A 19674-nucleotide genomic window follows, 5' to 3' on the forward strand; every position below is an offset into this window, starting at 1 on the left:
AAAATCTCAACAAAACTCACCTACAATACTTTCTGAGCTAAATCTTAATAAAATTCAAATTAAACAATTGATTATCAATAAATTATTTGTTAATTTAAGAATTCGAAATTTCAGTTCAATATAAAAGCAATTAATGATGAGTCAAGAACTTGTAAACTCTAATCTTTTTAATCTAAATCCACTACCATCGTGGATATACGACTATCAAACACTTCAAATTCTAGATGTAAACATTGCTGCTATTGAACACTATGGATATTCCAGAGAAGAATTTCTTAAGCTAACAATAAAAGACATTAGACCGTCTCAAGAAATAGAAAACCTTATTAATGCTCTTGCAACCATAAAAAACCAAAATGGAAACATCTACTTTGGCATTTTTACCCATCAAAAAAAGAACGGTTCTCTAATCCAAATGGAAATTAACGGACATAAATTAGATTTTAATAATCGTAAGTGCATACTTATTGTTTGTCAAGACATTACCAAAAGAATTGAACAAGAAGAACAAATATATCAAAGCAAACAACGATTTAAAGCATTAGTACAAGAAGGTGGAGATATGATTAGCATAATTGACACCAATGGTAGATATAGCTACACCAGCCCAACCACAACCGCAATATTAGGAATTACACCAGAAGAGTTTCAAGGAAATACCATTTTTGACTTTATTCACCCAGATGATATTGAAAAGGCAACTAGTTACATTCAGCGAATAACTACTGAAAAAAAAATAATTGTTGAACCTTTCAGATTTAAAGATGGTAAAAATGAATGGCGCTGGATAGAAACAGTACTAACTAATATGTTAGACAATCCAGCAGTTAAAGGAATAGTTGCAAACTCAAGAGATATTACCAAACAAAAAAAAGAAGAGCACCAATTAAAATTACTTAGTAGTGTCATAACAAATACTAAGGATAGTGTTGTAATTACAGAAATTGAACCTTTTGATCAGTCTGGACCTAAAATCATATATGTAAATAATGCTTTTACAGAAATGACGGGCTATATGGCTTCTGAAACAATCGGTAAAACAACAAAATTTCTTCAAGGACCTAATACTGACAAAAATGAACTAAAAAAATTAAACAATGCCTTAATGAAATGGGAATCCTGTGAAATTACTATCTTAAACTACAAAAAAAATGGAGAGGAGTTTTGGAATAATTTTACCGTTTCACCTGTTGCCGATGAAAAAGGTACCTATACACATTGGATAGCTATACAAAGAGACGTAACGGAACAAAAAAACAAGGAACTTGAAAAAGAACTGTTAAGTAAAATAAGTCTAAACTTTTCAACAGAAAAAGATTTAACGTCCACTTCAAATTTACTGTGTCAAACAATAGCCGAATTTGGCTACTTTGATTTTGTAGAACTTTGGTTACCTAATATTGAGAAAACACAATTGCAATTAATTGCTAAAAAATCAAATTCTTCAAATGCAACTAACTCTTATAAATCAACTAATACATTTAAAACTTGTGAACTTGACAGAGGATTACAAGGTGCTGTTTGGAGTGAAAGAAAAATATTAATTTGGGAAGATATTTGTGATAAAGATGATTTTGAACTCATTGTGGGTTCAGAAAAATCGAAAATTAAAAACACTGCTGGAATTCCACTAATATTTAATAATCAAATGGTAGGTGTGTTATTAGTAACTACTCAAAATGGAATAAACGCACTAAATAAATATTACAAACTATTTGAACACTTTGAGCAATTTATCGGATCAGAAATTAACCGTAAAAAACTAGAAAACGACCTTCGCCGCTTGTACGACACCATTCCAGATATACTATGTATAACAGACTTTCATGGAAGATTTTTAAAAATAAATAAAGGCGGTTGTGAAATGTTGGAGTATACAGAAGAAGAAATCCTTTATCAGCCTTTTGATGTTTTTTTACATCCCGAAGACAAAAAAATTTCTAAAAATGAATTAGTAAATATTACTAAAGGACAAATTACGTTTAGCTTCGAAAATAGATATATAACTAAAAGTGGAAAAGTAATTTGGCTAAGCTGGACATCTACTTCATCTGAAGATGAAGGGCTTATTTATGCAACCGCAAAAAACATCACTGAAGAGAAGAAACTACGTGAAATTAACAGACAAACTCGTAAACTTGCAAAAGTTGGGGGTTGGGACTATGATCTTTTAGAAAATAAACTCTTTTGGTCTGAAGAAGTTCATCAATTACATGAAACGAATCCTAATACCTTTATTCCTGATATATCAAAAGCAATAGAATTTTACAAAGAAGAACATAAAGAACATGTTACAGAGCTTATTAACAATAGCATTGCCAACGGAACTTATTTAGATTACGAAGCCATCATCATAACTAAAAACAAAAAAGAAAGATGGATTAGAGTTATAGCAAACCCAGAATACATTGAAGAAAAGTGCATAAAATTCACAGGTAGTTTTCAAGACATTACCGACCGTAAAGAAGCCGAAGCCCGATTACAAAATCTATCAGACAACATTCCTGGTGTAGTATATCAATACTTAATATATCCAGATAATCGTGAAGAAATAAGAAACGTAAGTAAAGGAGCTGAAAAAATTTGGGGATATAGCGCAGAAGAAATTACTAATAACATAAATTTAGCATGGAGTCAAACCAAAGCTGGTGGCGACATGGAGCTAGTGAAACAAAGCATTATTGATTCTATAACAAATAAAACAAATTGGTCAGCAAGATTTCGAACACTTACACCAAATGGAGAAAAGCGAGTACTACAAGGTTTTGGAAAACCTGAATTTTCAATAGATGGTACAATTCTTTTCAATTCTATATTATTAGATATTACTCAAGAAACTAAAAATGAAGAACTATTAGCACAAACAACTAAAATAGCAAAAATTGGAAGTTGGGAACTTGATAGAATAGAAAATAAAATGTATTGGTCTGATATACTGTATGAACTACATGAAGCTGACCCAATATCATTTAAACCTGATTTAAATAGTGGTATTAACTTTTATAGAGACGATTTTAAGGAAATGGTTACCAAAAATGTAACTAAAAGTATAGAAACTGGTGTCCCTTTTGAATTTGAAGCCGTAATTGTTACTGCTAAAAACAATGAAAGATGGATTAGAAGTCTAGGAAATGCTGAAATGGTAAATGGAGAATGTACCCGTTTATATGGAAGTTTTCAAGATATTAACGACCAAAAAATTGTAGAAATTCAAAAAAATAGTTTACAAAACACGCTTGAAAACAGTCTTAATGAAATTTATATTTTTGATTCAAATACTTTCCAATTCTTGTATGTCAATAAAGGTGCGCTAATTAACATTGGATATACAGCTGAGGAAATTAAGAAACTAACTCCAATTGATATTAAACCTGATTATACTATAGCTGCATTTGAAGAATTAGTTGCCCCTTTGATGAATAATGAAAAAGAAAAACTAATCTTTTTTACAAACCATAAGAGAAAAGATGGAAGCCTTTATCCGGTAGAAGTACATTTGCAATTAGTTCCAGAAAATACCCAAAAAAGATTTTTAGCAGTTATATTAGACATAACTGAACGAAAAAAAACCGAGAAAGAAATTAGAGATAGTGAGGAAAAAAGAAGATTGATAATGAGCGGAGCATTAGATGCAATTATTTGCATCGATACAAATGAATCAATCACTTTTTGGAATCATAAAGCAGAAATAATTTTTGGTTGGAAAGAAACAGAAGCACTAGGACAACAACTATCAGAACTAATTGTACCTGAACCTTACAGAAAATACCATAGAGAAGGCATGAAACACTATCTCAAAACGGGAGAAGGAAGAGCCCTTAACGTACTGTTAGAATTGAGTGCCATCAAACGAAACGGAGATGAATTTCCAATTGAACTAACAGTAATACCTATAAATCAAGGAGAAGATTTATTTTTCTGTGCCTTCATTAGAGATATAACAGAACGTAAAAAATCAGAAGCAAGAATTCTTCAAGCAAATGAACGTTTTGAAATAGTAACACAAGCAACAAATGATGCTATTTGGGATTGGAATATCAAAGAAAAAATATTTTTTAGATCTCAAAATATTAAAAAGTTTTTTGGCGAAGACACACCATCAAATTTAAATGAAAATCAATTTTGGAATAACAAATTTCATCCTGATGATGTTGAAAAAACCAAAAAAAGTTTATCTAATGCTCTAGAAAATCCTTTAGTAAATAGATGGGAAGCAGAATATAGAATTTTTAACGAATCTGAAAAAATAGTTTATGTTATTGACAGAGGAATAATTATACGTGATAATAAAGGAAAAGCCACTAGAATGATTGGTGCAATGACAAATATCACGGAGCAAAAAAACCATGAAGCTCAACTTGTTGCCTTAAACGAATCCTTACAGTCATATGCAAAAGAACTAGAACGCTCTAATGAAGAATTAGAACAATTTGCTTTTATAACATCTCACGACTTACAAGAACCATTACGAATGATTTCAAGCTTTATGGATCAGCTAAAACGCAAATATGAAGACAAATTAGATGATAAAGCTTTACAGTATATAGATTTTGCAACAAACGGTTCAAAGCGAATGAAGCAAATTATCTTAGACCTTTTAGATTATTCTAGAGCAGGAAGACCAACAGACTTGATTGAAATGGTAGATGTAAATGAAATAATTTCTGATTTTAAACTATTAAGAGGAAAAATAATTTCTGAAAAATCAGCAACCATTTCTCACGAAAAAATACCCAATATTCTAACTTACAAAACAGGTATAACACAAGTATTTCATTCCCTTTTAGATAATGCCATAAAATATTCAAAAAAAGAAGAAGCGCCTAACATCATTATTAGTTGTAAGGAAGAAGAAAACAAATGGGTATTTACTGTAAAAGACAATGGAATAGGAATTGATTCAAAATTTTATAATAAGATTTTTGTCATATTTCAACGTTTACATAATCGAGAAGAATACGAGGGAACAGGAATAGGACTTTCAATTGTTAAACGCCATATAGATTATTTAGGCGGTAAAATTTGGGTTGAATCTGAAATTAATATCGGTTCAACATTTTATTTTGAAATACCTAAAAACAAATAACAATTAGATTAAACCAATTAAATAAAAAGAAACAACAGTTTAATAAAAAAAACAATCATATTAATGGTAAAACAAATTGTAAAGAAGTTAATTATAATTAAAAAAGGAAGTAAATACGAAATTACATCTTTAACAAAACAAATTAAATATGGAATCAAAAAAAACAGTACACATTCTCTTAGTTGAAGATAACGAAGGAGATATATTACTTACAAGAGATGCTTTTGAAGAAAGCAAAATCAAAACAGAAATCAGTGTAGCAAAAAACGGTCAAGAAGCACTGGATTTTCTTTATAACAGAAATTCTTTTTTAGAAGTAAAAAAACCTGACCTTATACTTTTAGATATAAACATACCAATTTATAATGGTCATGAAGTGCTAAAACAAATTAAACAAGATGCTAATCTCAAGAAAATCCCTGTTATTATGCTAACAACATCCTCATTTTCTAATGACATTAGTCAAGCGTATGATAATAATTGTAACAGTTATGTAAAAAAACCTTTAGATATGCATGATTTTCTTGACGCCATACTAAAAATTGAAAATTTTTGGCTAGAGATTTGTACATTACCAAATGAAAAATAAAAAGAACATTGTCAAAGAAACATTTAAAATTGCGGCTTTAAAAGTTTTGTTCTTATTCTATTGCAAACAAAATCTAAATCTTTAATAAACAACGTATTAAACTGATTTGTGTTTTTAAAGTCAATTTCTGCAAAAGCTTTCGTTTCAAGATCAAACACATAAGGCAAAAATCCTTTATCTTTTAGTAGGTGAATAATTTGTTCATCTTGAATATTAAAATTCTTCCCTGATTCATTTAACTCAATAAGAATTAACTTAAGCTTAGAATTCGATAAAGTGTTTAATCCTCCATTTAATACAAACCACTCATAACCTTCTACATCAATTTTTATAAAATCAGGAACCTGGTTTGAGCATATTTCATCTAACGTGCTTACTTTAACTTTTACTCCGTGTCCACTAGTAGAAACTTTATTAGTGGTAAATTGTTGATTGGTAAAAACTAATTCTCCCGATTCATTTGACAAACCAATATTTAACAACTCTGGTTGATGTTTCCAATTGTTTTTGTTTATTTTAACATTGTTTGATAATCGTTCAAATGTTGAAGGAATAGGCTCAATTGCTGTTACTTTACATTTTGAATACAAACCTGCTAATAAAGTATAATGTCCAACGTTAGCTCCAATGTCTAAAAAAGAATCTCCTTCTCTTAGCAAATGCATCAAAAAAAGAGAATCTGAAGCTTCATGTAATCCTGAGTGATAATTTCCAACAATACCATCGCCTTTTTTAACTTTAGCTTTAATCCCATTTAGATACGTGATTGTAACTTCTCTTTTTAACACATAAAGCAAAAAATTAATATATAAATACTTCATCAAAGCCCAAAATGGATTCGACTTAGTTAAAGGATTCGTTTTAAAAGATTGATATCTCTTAAGAATATATTTATATTTTTTAAATAAGGTCTTTGCTATCTTCATTTAATAAAATTAAAGGTTGAAATCTATTGGCTTCAAAATCATAATCTTTATAATACGATTCGTAAAAATCTATTGCATTCTTTTGAAGTTCTCTGTATTCTGAATCGCTCATTTTCAAAGCCTTATCAATAACTCTAAAAATACTTTCTTTAGATTGGTAAACCAAAGCATTTTTTCCATTTACCAAACTCGGATTTAACCAATTTTGATAATTAATGATAGGCACTACTCCTACTGACATAGCTTCTATTACATTGTGACACATAGGCATTGTCATTCCGGGTGCACAAAATAAAAATTTAGCAGATGATAAATAATGACGCCATTCTTCTGAAGGAATTGCGCCTTGTTGCCATTTCATTACTACAAATTTGTCTAAAAAAACACCCTTAACAAACTGTTCTTTGAATTCAATTCCTGATACAGAAACTAGGGCAGCATGTTGTATTATTTGATTGTAAATTTGCCAACGGTTTAATAGATTGAAATTTTTAGTAATCACATCCGAATCGTAAATTTTAGCTTCAAAGTTTCCACTCATTACAATTCCAACTTGTTTTTCTAATAATTCAGGTTTAGCAATCATATAATTTCTTGGATGCATTATGTAAGGAACTGCCTCTTTTACATATTCATCCGTAGTATATACTTTTTTGTAATTAAAATTTATTTGGAAATCGGTATTTCTTTGGTGCGAAAATAAACGATAAATCTTAGGTTTTTGAAATGGTTTTGAGAAATAAATAAAGTCCAATTCTTTAAACCACTTAACCAATACAAAATAACGAAACAAAGAAAACTCAATCACAATAGGTTGCTGATACTGCTGTTGCAACCTGAAAATAAGATTGAGATACGTTCTAACTTTTGTATTTCGTTTTAAGCTTAAAAACAACACTTCCTCTGTTCCGTTGTAAAAACGAACATGTTGGTAATTTTCTCTAAACTCTTTAAGTTTTCGATTTATTTTCTTTTTAAGTAAATACAACATTATAGTGGAGGATTAAAAAACAAAGTGAACCATCCTGACATTCTTCCTAAAGTTTCGGTAAAAGCTTCTTTTCGTTTTGAAGTGGTAACAATATTTGTAAATCGTATAGCAGTTAATAATAACGTAATCAAATGCCATTTAATTTTTGCTTTAAAAGACGGATTTGGATATTTCACACGCCATACATAATAACCATTTCGCACCACCATTTTTCCATAAGCAAATTTATTTGGTCGACCTGAGGCATCGTGATAATGTCCTAATTGGGCATTGGTATTGATATATAATTTACCAACTTTTGATAATCGAAGTGTAAAATCGGCATCTTCATACAAGCCATATCCTTCGAAATAGGTTGAAAATTGAAATTCTTGAAAAACTGATTTTCTAAAAGAAGAAACACCACCCATAAGTTGTTCTACTTCATAAATTTTTCCTGATGGTGGTAAAAAACCAATACTTCTTCCATGAGAAAACTCAGGCAAACAACCAGGAGGTCGATTACTATCTAAGCCTAACTTTTTTCGCCAAACAAATCGGGAACCATCTTTTCTTTTCCAACCATCATAATAAAACTCATTTGCTTTAGCTTGATAATCTGAAGTTGTTTTGGTCCAATGTGTTTCATTCGTAATATATCCGCCAACACCTAATGCTTCTGGAAATAAAGTATACGTTTTTATAATTTCTTCAAAATAGTTGGATTCTAAAACCGTATCATCATCTAAAAAACAAACTATTTCAGTTGCTTCGTGAACTCTTGCAATACCATAATTACGTTGCTTCGTTAAACCTCTATCGCTTTCTTCTACTTTGAAATACTTCAAATTTTGAAACGAATTTTGAGTTAGCATTTCCTTGGTGAAATCATCTGGTGAACCATCAATAATCAAAATCTCATTTGGATACAACGTTTGATGCTGCACCGAAAGCAAAAGCTTCAATAAAGGTTGCGAACGTTTATATGTACAAATGATTAAAGTAAATACCATATTATTTTGATTGTGATTTTAATTTTTCAGCCCATTTTTCACTCACTTCCCATTGCCTTTGCATGGTTTTGTAATATTTAAACGGATTTTTTATCGACTGATTTTTATAATACTTTAAAAATAAATTCAATTTATAACCTAAAATTTGCGCCTTGCTATGATGCATTTTTTTAAATAACATCACTGTTGGCGAAGGTTTAGGCTGAAATTGTTCTTCTTGCCAAGGAAAAGTAGGTTTAACTCTAAATCCGCCTACTGGAGCTTTTAAATGCAAAATTTGAGGTTGTGGCAAATAGATAATATCAAAACCTTTATTACGCAATTGCATTCCAAATTCGGCATCTTCTCCAAAACCATTTTCAAAACGCATATCAAAAGACAAACCTTGCAATGCTTCCTTTTTCACAATACTACAGCCAGAACCAAAAGTATCCCAATGCATCATGTGATGAAAAACAGGAACTTCATTAGGTCTAAAACAAGCTAAAGTAAAGGCTTTTTCATTAGTTTTTAATATGTTTTTCAAACTTTCTTCAATAAAAGTAGATGCTAATTTGATATCATCATCTGCAAAAAATACCCAATCGCTTTTTACTTCCTTCAAAGCGATATTCCTTGCATTGCAAGCACCTGTTTGATGAATAAAATGATGAATTATTTCAAAAGGCCAAATTTCATTCTTCAAATAATCTAATTCAGACTGACTATTTTCTTGTGGATTTTGCTCTACAATTATAATCCGATTTGGAATTTTCGTTTGCGTTCTTAAATCACAAAGCACATCATACAAATATTTTTTTCTACCAATAGTTGGAATCAAAACATCTAAAGTTACTTCTGAAAAATCTACATTTGAAACTTCTTGCCCTTTTTTAGCATTTCTGTCAAAAGTAATTCGCTTTACCGAAATCACACGCATTAATGAAGCAATTGGAAATTGTTTTTCATACAATACAAAAAGTAAAAACAATTGTAAGCATTTAGAAAATCCATAATATTGCGCCGTCCAATGAAAGAGTTCTTTTGTGGTTCCAATATGCGAAGTTACTTTCTTTTCTTCTTGAAGTAAATTAGGGTTTGAATACGTTCGCAATCCATTTCTATGACCAATTTTTGCCATTATGGTTAAAAAATAACCAAAACTAAAATTATCCTTGAAGAATCGACTTCCGAAACTCACAAAATCTTGAGCCGAAATAGTCCCTACAAAAGAACTTGCTTGCCAACTGGCAAAACTAACTTTTTTATTAATTTTAATGAATGGAGAAGGTTCTACATAACCAACTTTATCAGATAAAAATTCCGTTTCCGATGGATTATAAAAAAACATCACCTGACTTCTAACGTTGTTTTCAATCCAATTCTGATTCACTTGATTTACTAACGATTCGTGCACCCAAATTAATTGAGCCAATGGAAACTGTTGCGCAAACTCGAAAAGTAATCCCTGAATATCTTTAGAAGAATCAAACGATGAAACGGCAGCTAAATCTTGATAGATTGCTGTAACTTTTTTAAAATCATGTACAAAAGTTAGGTTCATCTTTTACTTTATCAAATGCTGATAGTAATTTATATTTTCTTCTACTTTTTTGGTAATATCAAAATGGGCTTCAACATATAATCTAGCTTCGTTACCCATTCTAGTATTACAATCAGTATCATTTAAAATTGTGCTTATTTTTTGCGCAAACAATTCATGATTAGCTGGATGCACTAAAAAACCACTTTTCCCATCTTCCATTAATTCTTGTGCCCAACCAATGTTACTATTTACCACAGCTTTTTTCATTGCCATCGATTCAATAGTGACCATTCCAAGGGTTTCAGCGTAAGTGGGAAATACACAAACATTCGCCTTTTTAATGTAATCTTGCACTTCGTTATAAGGTATTTTACCTAAATAAGAAACCTGTTCCAAATCCTGTTTATGAAACTGTTGCTTAACTAATTCCCAAGTAGATTTATTTCCTGTTACTACATCTCCAGAATCGCCACCAATTAATACCAATTTGGCTTCTGGAAATTGATTTCTTACTTTATTAAAAATTTCAGGCAATTCTAAAACGCCTTTTTTTCGTATGATAGTTCCAATGTACAAAACAAGTCCTTTTTCGAAACGTTCTGGATGTTCATTATTAAATTGAGCCAAATCTAAACCATAATTAATGGTTTTTATTTGCTCTTTGTGCAATCCAAAAAGTTCGGCAGAAACTTCACCTGCATATTTTGTTGGAGCAATAAACCCTTTTGCTTTTCTTACCGCTAAGGTTTCAAACAAACGATTTTTAAACTTCTGTTTTCTTTTTTCAATATGACAAAAATAGGTATCGCTTCCATGAAAACGAATTACCAACGGAATATCAAAATTCATAAAAGCAGTAACTCCTGTCCAATCGGGTGCTTCAATTACATCTATTTTCTCTTTCTTAACGACCGAATTGATATGCTTTTGAAGATATTTTCTGTAAAAAAACCATTTCCCAAATCGATATTTTTTGTTTGAAATAAAATGAAAAGTAACTCCATTTTCTTCAAAAACTTCCGATTTTGGTTGACCATATACAAAAACCGTCACCTTTACCCCTTTTGCAACCAAAGCCACCACTAAGTTTTTAATACTAGTGCCCAAACCACCCGAATGTTTTATTTTCGAATGTGGATATTCTGGAGTTAAAAAAGCAACGTGCATGAGTTAGGGGTTTTTAATTTCTTTACAAAAGGCTAAAGTACAAAAAGTTCTGCCTTTACTATTCACGTGAATGTTATCATAAAACAACTCTTCGGGTAAAATTGTCGAATGATTGATTATTTTAAAATCTTTTGTGTTTGGAAAAATGACATTTTTTCTATGAATAGGTGATTGATATACGATCAAATCAATTCCCTTTTGTTTGCAAAGTTTTTTAATCTTTAAAAATGAAGGATTTAGATAGCTTGTTTCAATATTAGTATCAATTCCTTTTTCTATATGATTTGCAATTTGGGGATACGTGTAGTTTCCTTTTTCATCAAATCTATTTCTTTTGTTAGGTTTTAAAAAGGCATATATTGAAGGATAAAATAGTTCGTTATTATAATAGCTTACTCCTAAAATAGGCATGAACTTAGAATAAGTAAGTACTTTTAATCCATTTTGCTCCATTTTATCGTAATAATTATAAACCAAAGTATCTTGAACTTCCGTTAAAAAACGATAATCATTATTATTTAATTCGTTTACCGGATTTTGTAAATCTCCAGGAGTAACACACAAAATCAGTTGGTCTGTAGTTTTTCCCAAAGAAAGAAAATACTGTAACATCAAATAATGAGAACTCAAAGAAGTGTCGTCCATACTAATGTTTAATCCAGAAGTATTTAAGGTTTTATCAATCAACTTAGTGTCTAATGTAGTTAATCCTGTACTAGAGCCTAAAACTACATAATCAAAATGGGTTTCTTTGACACCATTTTTTACAAACTGATTTTTATACAATTGCGACTTTCCTAAAACATAAAGAGATAAATAAGCAATGCCGTTTCCAATCAAAAGAATGAAAAAAGTATAAATGGCTATTTTGGTTAGAAACTTCTTCATTAAAATTGGAAATAAATAAAGTCCATTTGATTTTTAAAACTTCCCATAAAGAAAATCAACAATACTAAAAGTAAAGCACCAAAAGCTGAAACTTCAGGTAATTCTCTTTTTTTGATGACCCAAAATAATTCTTGTAGAGATAAAATTCCGACAGCCAAAACACTTAAACCGAAAATCATCAAATTAGCATTGGTTTTATAGAATAAGGATAACCCTAAACTTTTCAATTCGAACATATGTGCTAAATATTGAAAAGCATCTGAAATAGAATCGGCTCTAAAAAACACCCAACCGATACATACAACTAAAAACGTAACTCCAATTTTAGCAAAATCGAGCCAACCATAGGATTTAGTAATCAAGTGACTTCTGTTTAGGTTGAATAGCAATAAAGGCAAAAACAGTAAAGCATGAAATAAACCCCAAACTACATAGGTCCAATTGGCACCATGCCAAAAACCACTTACCAAAAAGATAATCATTACATTTCTAATTTGAAACCATTGTGAACCTTTTGAGCCACCAAGTGGAATATAAATATAATCGCGAAACCAAGTGGATAACGAAATGTGCCAACGACGCCAAAACTCGGCAATATCACGTGAAAAGTAGGGAAACTTAAAATTCACCATTAAATCAAATCCAAAAAGCTTAGAAATTCCTATTGCCATATCAGAATACCCAGAGAAATCACCATAAATCTGAAAAGCAAAGAAAACCATTCCAACAAACAATTCGCCACTAGAATACGCTTCAGGATTTTCAAAAATTTTATTTACAAAAAATGCGCAATTATCTGCAACCACGACTTTTTTGAACATTCCCCAAATAATCAATTTGACACCATCCACCGCATTTTGATAATCAAAAGCTCGTTTTTTATAAAACTGCGGTAATAAATGAGACGCTCTTTCGATAGGTCCCGCTACTAACTGTGGAAAAAACGTAACGAAAGCGGCAAAATCGATAAAACTTTTTGTGGGTTGCATTTCCTTTCGATACACATCAATTGTGTAGCTCAAGGTTTGGAAGGTATAAAACGAAATTCCTACAGGAAGTATAATATTTAGCGTACTAGCTTCCATAGTAATTCCTACACTTGACCAAGCTTCTATCCAGCTTGCCACAAAGAAATTGTAGTATTTAAAAAAACCTAGCATTCCTAAATTACCCACTAAACTAATTCCTAAAAGGAATTTTCGTTTTTTAGCAATGTCTGTTTTTCCTAATTGTATAGCAATAAAATAATCTAAAAAAGTACTAGCGATAATTAAGGATAAAAAACGCCAATCCCACCAACCATAGAAAATATAACTAGCCACCAATAACAATACATTTTGTGCTCGTAATTGGTTTTTAAAAACAAACCAATACAAGAAAAAAACAGTAGGTAGAAAAAGTAAAAATTCTATCGAGTTAAAAAGCATGTACTATTTTTTAAATAAGTCTTCAATAATTTTAGTGGTGTACAATCGCGCTCCTTTATCATTCAAATGTCCGCACGAAGAAAAGTATTGATCTCCTTCTACTACCTGTTCATATTCTTTGATTTCGGGATACAATGCTTTCACTTTTTTAAAATAGTCCATTCCATTTACATTAGAACACATAGGAGTCGTTACCGCTATCAAATTGATATTATTAGCTTTACAAATTTGCTTAATTTCTTCGAAATAACGGTTACGTAAAGGCACTAAACTTTCAATATTATTTTTCATGTTGGCTTTTGGGTTAAACCCTAACGGGTAATAGCCATTGTTTGCTAGCGTATTTGTTGGTTCATTTAGCAATGTTTTATACCAAGCTCGAAAACCTACTTTCGCATCAAACTGTATGTAACGATAAAACGGTACATAATACAATTCTGTAAAATCTGGTTCGTTTTTAAAATGTTCTGTAATAGTTTCTGATTGATGCATAAACGGCATAAAGCGACCGAAAGTACCATCATCGCATTTTTCGTTGGACAGATTTAAATCCGTTTCAACAATGATATTTTTTATTTTCCAATCGCGTTCTATCATTAATTTTAGTAGCAAAGAAGTTTCAAACAAGTGTGCGCCACTCATTCCATAATTAAAGGTTTTCAATCCTTCTTTTTCAAACAATTCCGAAACAAAATGATTATTGGCTCTTGATGTTCCTAAAATAATCACATCGTAATTATGGGGTTTCGAATTGATAACATTTTCCACTTTATTTCGAGTTTCCGATTGTGCAAAAACTGTGGTGTAAATAAAATCCAATACAAAAGCAGAAAGCAAAAGCATTAACAAAATTTTTCCGATAAAGACTAAAAACTGTTTCATTAGAATTGGAAATAAATAAATTCTTTATAATCGGAATATACTCCTAAAGCTAACAAGGTCATAATAGCTAACGTCACTTTTATCAAACTTGCTTTCCCTGACAAAGGTTCTACTTTGGAACGATTGAACCATTCTACCAATACAAAAACCACTACTAAAAGTAGTAATTCAAAGTTGTATCGTTCATTACTCAAATACTGCGAATCAAATTGGAAATCGGTCACCATTTTTTGGATATACCCAATGGCTTCAGTAATTGATTTGGCTCTAAAGAAAATCCAAGCAATTGTGGTTAAAGCAAATGTGCCTAAAATATTTAAAATGGTTTTTACACTGCTTAGATTCCAACCCATCTCGATGTCGCCCATATTGGAGCGATTTTTATTTTGAAGTAAAAGAGGCAAGAAATAAATCGCATTCAACAATCCCCAAACAATAAACGTCCAGTTTGCGCCATGCCAAAAACCGCTCACCAAAAAGATGATGAAGGTGTTTCTCACTTTCATCCACATTCCACCTTGACTACCACCCAAAGGTATGTACAAATAATCACGGAACCATGATGATAACGAAATGTGCCAACGACGCCAAAACTCTGCAATATCACGAGAAAAATAAGGGTAATTAAAATTCTTTAATAAATCGATTCCAAACAATTTAGAGGTTCCTAGTGCAATATCGGAATACCCAGAGAAATCTCCATAAATTTGGAAAGCGAAGTAAATAGCGCCTAAAATTAACGACAACGAATTCATGGATTCGTAATTATCAAAAACAGCATTAGCATACGTAGCACAACTGTCTGCAATAACTACTTTTTTAACAAATCCCCAAATGATTTGATAAACACCTTCTTTGGCTTTTTCAAAATTAAAATGGCGTTTGATTTTTACCTGCGGCAATAAATGCGTAGCTCTTTCAATTGGTCCAGCTACTAAAAGTGGAAAGTAACTTACGAACAATGAATAGTCTATAAAATTGCGTTCTGCGGTGATGCGTTTGTAATAAATATCAATTACATATGATAAGCCATGAAACGTATAAAAGGATATTCCAACAGGAAGAATCAATTTCAATAAAACTGGATTGGTTTGAAATCCCAAACCATTTAATAATTCGGTAAAAGATTGTGCAAAGAAATCATAGTATTTGAAAACACCTAAAAACCCTAAGTTGATTCCAATAGTCAACCACAACCACAACTTGCGCTTTTTATCCGAAGTACTGTTCTCCATCATAATAGCACTGAAGTAATCCAACAAGGTTGAAAAAACCAGTAAAAATAGAAAACGCCAATCCCAACACGAGTAAAAGTAATAACTCGCGACAATTAGAACAGTATTCTGAGTAGTTTTGTTTTTAGCAAAAACAAACCAATATAAAATAAAAACAATTGGTAAAAATATAGCGAAGGATAAGGAATTGAAAAACATACTATTTTTTTACAATTGCATTAATACCTTCCCAAATATTTTCAGAAGCTTTTGTTGGTTGAGTTCCTACAACCACATCAAACCATTTTTTCCCAACAGGAACATTCGATTGTTTTCCGTCTAAAATATCTTTTACAATAGTCGTCAATTCTTTTTTATTATAAACAAACAAGGCTGCTTCTTTATTTGGCATCGAACGGAAATGAATGTACTTGTAATTTTGTCCAATATCGCGAATTCCTTTTTTTAATTGTGGTTGTTCATAATCAAAAAATAAACACGATTTGTCATGTGCTACAAAATCAAAAACCATTGAAGAGGCTATGTTACCAACAAATTCAGTGTGGTGACAAATATTAGCTTGTAATGCAAAATCTTCTTTTGTAGGCATAATTTCGTTCCAACTCCTTCCTACTGGTCGCCATAAAGGATCAATAGAAACAATAACATCTTGATACTGTTGTAAGACAGCATCGTATCGATTCGTAAAATCTACAGGACATTTTCTGTAAATAATACCCAAGTTATATCCTTGTTGGTTTAACTCACGAACTGAAATCGCTAAATCTTCTAAATAATATTGATCTAAAGGTGATGTTACAATATCATCTCCCGAAAAACAAATGTATTTTTTTTCTAAATCTAAATGATGTGACTTATAAAAATCTTCTTTTGATTGCAATAAACTCGTATCGAAATGGCTTTCAAATTGTGGTGTTCCTGTAACAAAAACTTGCTCTGGTTGTACATACGGACAATATTGAAGCAATTCTTTTTTCATATAATCGCTCCACACAAAATAAAAATCGGGTTCAATTAAGGTAGTAGCTTTAGGTAAATTATCCCATGAAAAAATAAAGGAAGCCGTAGGAATTCCTAAATCTTGAGCCGCCAAAATAGGCGCAATAGCTTGAGTAGGTCGTGGGTTTGTACAAAAAACGATATCTGGTTTTTGCTCTAGTAATTGTTTTTTACAATACTCGTATTTAGAGGTACTTCTTTCTAACTTTTTAATTTTAGTTCTAATGCTTTCTACTCCTTTTTCAGTCGATTTTGTAGCTACTAAAAAATCGACATTTAAACTTTTAATGATATTTTTTATTCCCTTATAAGATTGTGGAAAATTATAAGTATTGTAAACGGTTTCGTTGAATTTTTTATCAAAAACGTTTAACTCACAACGCTTTCTGGCGCGAGTATATACGGTAGTCCAAGGATGCAATTGATGATTTGTAATGTTTACTTCATCGTATCCTAATTCTTCTTTGATTTTAAATGGCGTATTATTCCAATACACAATTTCATATCCTAAAGCGGTACCAATAGCATTAAAATTGGTTAAAGCGAAATTACGCAAACCTACACCATCAGGTAAAAAAATAAAGGCTTTTTTACTCATTTTCAAATTCATTAAATAGAGGGCAAATATAGTATTTCCAAAAAGAAATTAAGAACTTAATTACTATGTATTTAGAAATGGATTTGGATATTCTTGGATAGATTCCGTTTGATTTGAACTTTTCAAACTGTGAATACAAGAAGCAACATCATTTAAAAATGGCTCCTCTTCGGGATTAAAATAGTAAACCAATTTATCATCAATATATTGAGAAAACATTTCTTTACCAATGTTATTAATCAATATAGTTGGAACACCTAAAAGATGAGCTTCAATTAAACAACCTGAAAAATTGGTTATATGCACAATCGAAGAAAGTAATGCTTTTGGCAATGGAGTATCATCAATTGAACTTTGAATGATTGTTTTATCTTCAATTTGATTTTGAATTAAAAATGCTTTTATTTCTTCTATTTGAATGTAATTTCTAGGATGCAATCGTAATATCCATTGAAATGGTAACTCTTTTATTAATTGAATAATTTTTGGCGTTAACATATCTTGAATTTCAAAAGGAAATGTTTGTAAACTGTAAATAATAGTGTTGCTCTCGCTTCTTTCAAAATGATTATGCTTCAACCAATAATTAACGAATGGCTGTCCCACCACTTTTGCAATACTCTTATTTTTATAACACCATTTTTCAATATTCATTTTTGAGAATTCATCCCAATTCCAAAATTCTTTTGGCAATAAATCATATCCTTCTAATGGAAACTTAGTCCATGCTGAAAAAACCATGTGAATATTCGTTTGCGGACCGTGCTGAAAATCAACCGTTTTTATTCCCATTTGATTTGCGGTTAAAAGAGCTGCATACAAATCGTCATAACCATAGAAACCTAAAAAAACTAATGTTTTAGGCTGTGTCTTCTTATAAAATCTTCTAAAGAAAGGTTGCAAAGCAATAACTCGTCTAGACCAGTTTTTTAAATCTGAAACCGAGAATCGCAACAAATCCAATCGGATAGGTAATTGTTTTAAATAGACATAAAAATCATCATAATTTTCTAAAGAAATAGTATCATTTTTAGGTGTAAACTTTTCTTTAAACTTTAATAAATTCTTATAATTTCTTACTTCTTGTTCTAAAGAAACAACAGCTTCTTTATTAAAAGTATTAGGATAGACTTTTTGATATTCTACATTATAAACCTCATTTTTAAGATGGTGAATATCCACTAAAGAATCATAAAATCGATTAAAATAAAGTCCGTTTTGCTTTACCCTATGAATGTGTGAACCATATAACAAATGTGATTTCTTTTTTAAACTAAAAAAGAACATATTCAACTTAAAAAAAGAAGAAAAAATTAGAAAGAGTTTAGAAAATATCGTTTTTTTTGAACTAGAACCGTGCTTAACATCAGAAGTTGTTTCCTCTTTTTCTAGCTTTTTATTCATCATCATTAAAAGATGAATGTAAAGTTTAATTCGGAGATAAGGCCATATTTTGATATGATTTACTTCCCATTTTTCAACTGGCCATTTTTCTTCAATATGAAGAATGATTTTTTTAATTTCGTCTTGGGAACTGATGCTATTCATATCAATTTTTAAAAGGACAAACTTGCATTAATCCATTTCTTAAATCTTCTAATACTTGAGGATTTGGCAATGAAACATATTGTTCAAACAAGCCGCTCATTTCTTCATTAGTGTAAGCTTCCATTTTTATTTCGGGATGATAAAATGGAATTTGAACCGATTCCAAGTAATCTTGATATTTGATATCATCACCAAAAACTTTGTCTGAAAATTTTTGCCAAACAGCCGGAATCCCATAAGTATGAGCAATAATTACACCGTGCAAGGAAGAAGAAATTATTCTTTCACATTGTAAAAATTCGATTGTTTTAGACTCAATATCATTAGTCATCATATCTATTAAATGAATATCAGGTCTGTTTTCAAACCACTTCTCTACTACTTTATAATCGTTGTAATGCGGAACGATGCCGTATTGATATTTCTTTTCTACTTTCGGATTAAAATAACGAGGCAATAACAAAGCAGGATCACCATAAATTGCTGGCACTTCATAACCTAAATCCATTAAATACTTTCGGGTTTGAGGACCTCGAACTGCTAAAAATTTAGCATTTTTAATTTTAATTTCCTTATTGATAATGCCACTTCCCCAAACGATACATTTATGATTTACATTAGCTAAAATGCTTCCAATAGTTACATAAATGGGTGAGAAGAAATCTAAAAAAGAAAACTTTTTAGGCCAAGCAAAAACCACTTTTTTACCCGATATTTTTTCCACTAAAAATTTACCCAAGACATCCCCATAATTTTCTTTGGATTTGCCTTGGATAATTTTTTCGTTCCACCAAAATAATCGGATGGTATTTTTAAGCATA

General features: G+C 30.7%; 14 protein-coding genes. 2 read left to right on the top strand and 12 right to left on the bottom strand.

Going from position 1 to position 19674, the window contains the following annotated elements:
• Window positions 1-136: 136 nt before the first annotated feature.
• Entirely contained in the window at window positions 137-5086 is a 4950-nt protein-coding gene (locus B2741_RS05600) for a PAS domain S-box protein (RefSeq protein WP_291136207.1), read from the top strand.
• A 148-nt stretch (window positions 5087-5234) separates the two neighbouring features.
• Window positions 5235-5675 (top strand): response regulator, encoded by a 441-nt coding sequence (locus B2741_RS05605; protein WP_291136209.1) that lies wholly within the window; start codon window positions 5235-5237, stop codon window positions 5673-5675.
• A 23-nt stretch (window positions 5676-5698) separates the two neighbouring features.
• Here the strand turns inward: B2741_RS05605 and B2741_RS05610 are convergent, their stop codons facing one another.
• The 12 genes from B2741_RS05610 to B2741_RS05665 form a co-directional block, all read right to left on the bottom strand.
• On the bottom strand, window positions 5699-6601 hold the full coding sequence (locus B2741_RS05610; protein ID WP_291136210.1) for an FkbM family methyltransferase: 903 nt from the start codon (window positions 6599-6601) through the stop codon (window positions 5699-5701).
• Window positions 6576-7592: an ATPase gene (locus B2741_RS05615; protein ID WP_291136212.1), complete on the bottom strand. Its 1017-nt coding sequence runs from the start codon at window positions 7590-7592 to the stop codon at window positions 6576-6578. The genes B2741_RS05610 and B2741_RS05615 overlap by 26 nt, the downstream gene beginning before the upstream one ends.
• Window positions 7592-8584 (bottom strand): glycosyltransferase family 2 protein, encoded by a 993-nt coding sequence (locus B2741_RS05620; protein WP_291136214.1) that lies wholly within the window; start codon window positions 8582-8584, stop codon window positions 7592-7594. Before B2741_RS05620 ends, B2741_RS05615 begins: the two co-directional genes overlap by 1 nt.
• A 1-nt stretch (window position 8585) precedes the next feature.
• Complete coding sequence (locus B2741_RS05625) at window positions 8586-10127, bottom strand: glycosyltransferase family 2 protein (RefSeq protein WP_291136216.1); 1542 nt, start codon at window positions 10125-10127, stop codon at window positions 8586-8588.
• Window positions 10128-10130: 3 nt separating this feature from the next.
• Complete coding sequence (locus tag B2741_RS05630) at window positions 10131-11276, bottom strand: glycosyltransferase family 4 protein (protein WP_291136217.1); 1146 nt, start codon at window positions 11274-11276, stop codon at window positions 10131-10133.
• A 3-nt stretch (window positions 11277-11279) separates the two neighbouring features.
• The gene (locus tag B2741_RS05635) at window positions 11280-12164 is read right to left on the bottom strand and encodes a hypothetical protein (RefSeq protein ID WP_291136219.1); all 885 of its coding nucleotides are present in this window, start codon (window positions 12162-12164) and stop codon (window positions 11280-11282) included.
• On the bottom strand, window positions 12164-13591 hold the full coding sequence (locus tag B2741_RS05640) for an MBOAT family O-acyltransferase (protein WP_291136221.1): 1428 nt from the start codon (window positions 13589-13591) through the stop codon (window positions 12164-12166). Before B2741_RS05640 ends, B2741_RS05635 begins: the two co-directional genes overlap by 1 nt.
• Window positions 13592-13594: 3 nt before the next feature.
• The gene (locus B2741_RS05645; RefSeq protein ID WP_291136223.1) at window positions 13595-14473 is read right to left on the bottom strand and encodes a hypothetical protein; all 879 of its coding nucleotides are present in this window, start codon (window positions 14471-14473) and stop codon (window positions 13595-13597) included.
• On the bottom strand, window positions 14473-15906 hold the full coding sequence (locus B2741_RS05650) for an MBOAT family O-acyltransferase (RefSeq protein WP_291136225.1): 1434 nt from the start codon (window positions 15904-15906) through the stop codon (window positions 14473-14475). The genes B2741_RS05645 and B2741_RS05650 overlap by 1 nt, the downstream gene beginning before the upstream one ends.
• A gap of 1 nt (window position 15907) precedes the next feature.
• On the bottom strand, window positions 15908-17305 hold the full coding sequence (locus B2741_RS05655) for a UDP-glycosyltransferase (RefSeq protein ID WP_291136227.1): 1398 nt from the start codon (window positions 17303-17305) through the stop codon (window positions 15908-15910).
• 63 nt (window positions 17306-17368) lie between these two features.
• A complete protein-coding gene (locus B2741_RS05660; protein ID WP_291136228.1) occupies window positions 17369-18853 on the bottom strand; it encodes a hypothetical protein in 1485 nt (494 codons plus the stop codon).
• A gap of 1 nt (window position 18854) precedes the next feature.
• Window positions 18855-19673: a polysaccharide pyruvyl transferase family protein gene (locus tag B2741_RS05665; protein ID WP_291136230.1), complete on the bottom strand. Its 819-nt coding sequence runs from the start codon at window positions 19671-19673 to the stop codon at window positions 18855-18857.
• Between the last annotated feature and the right edge of the window lies 1 nt (window position 19674).

This window comes from Flavobacterium sp. UBA7663, assembly GCF_002483315.1.
Taxonomy (GTDB): Bacteria; Bacteroidota; Bacteroidia; order Flavobacteriales; family Flavobacteriaceae; genus Flavobacterium.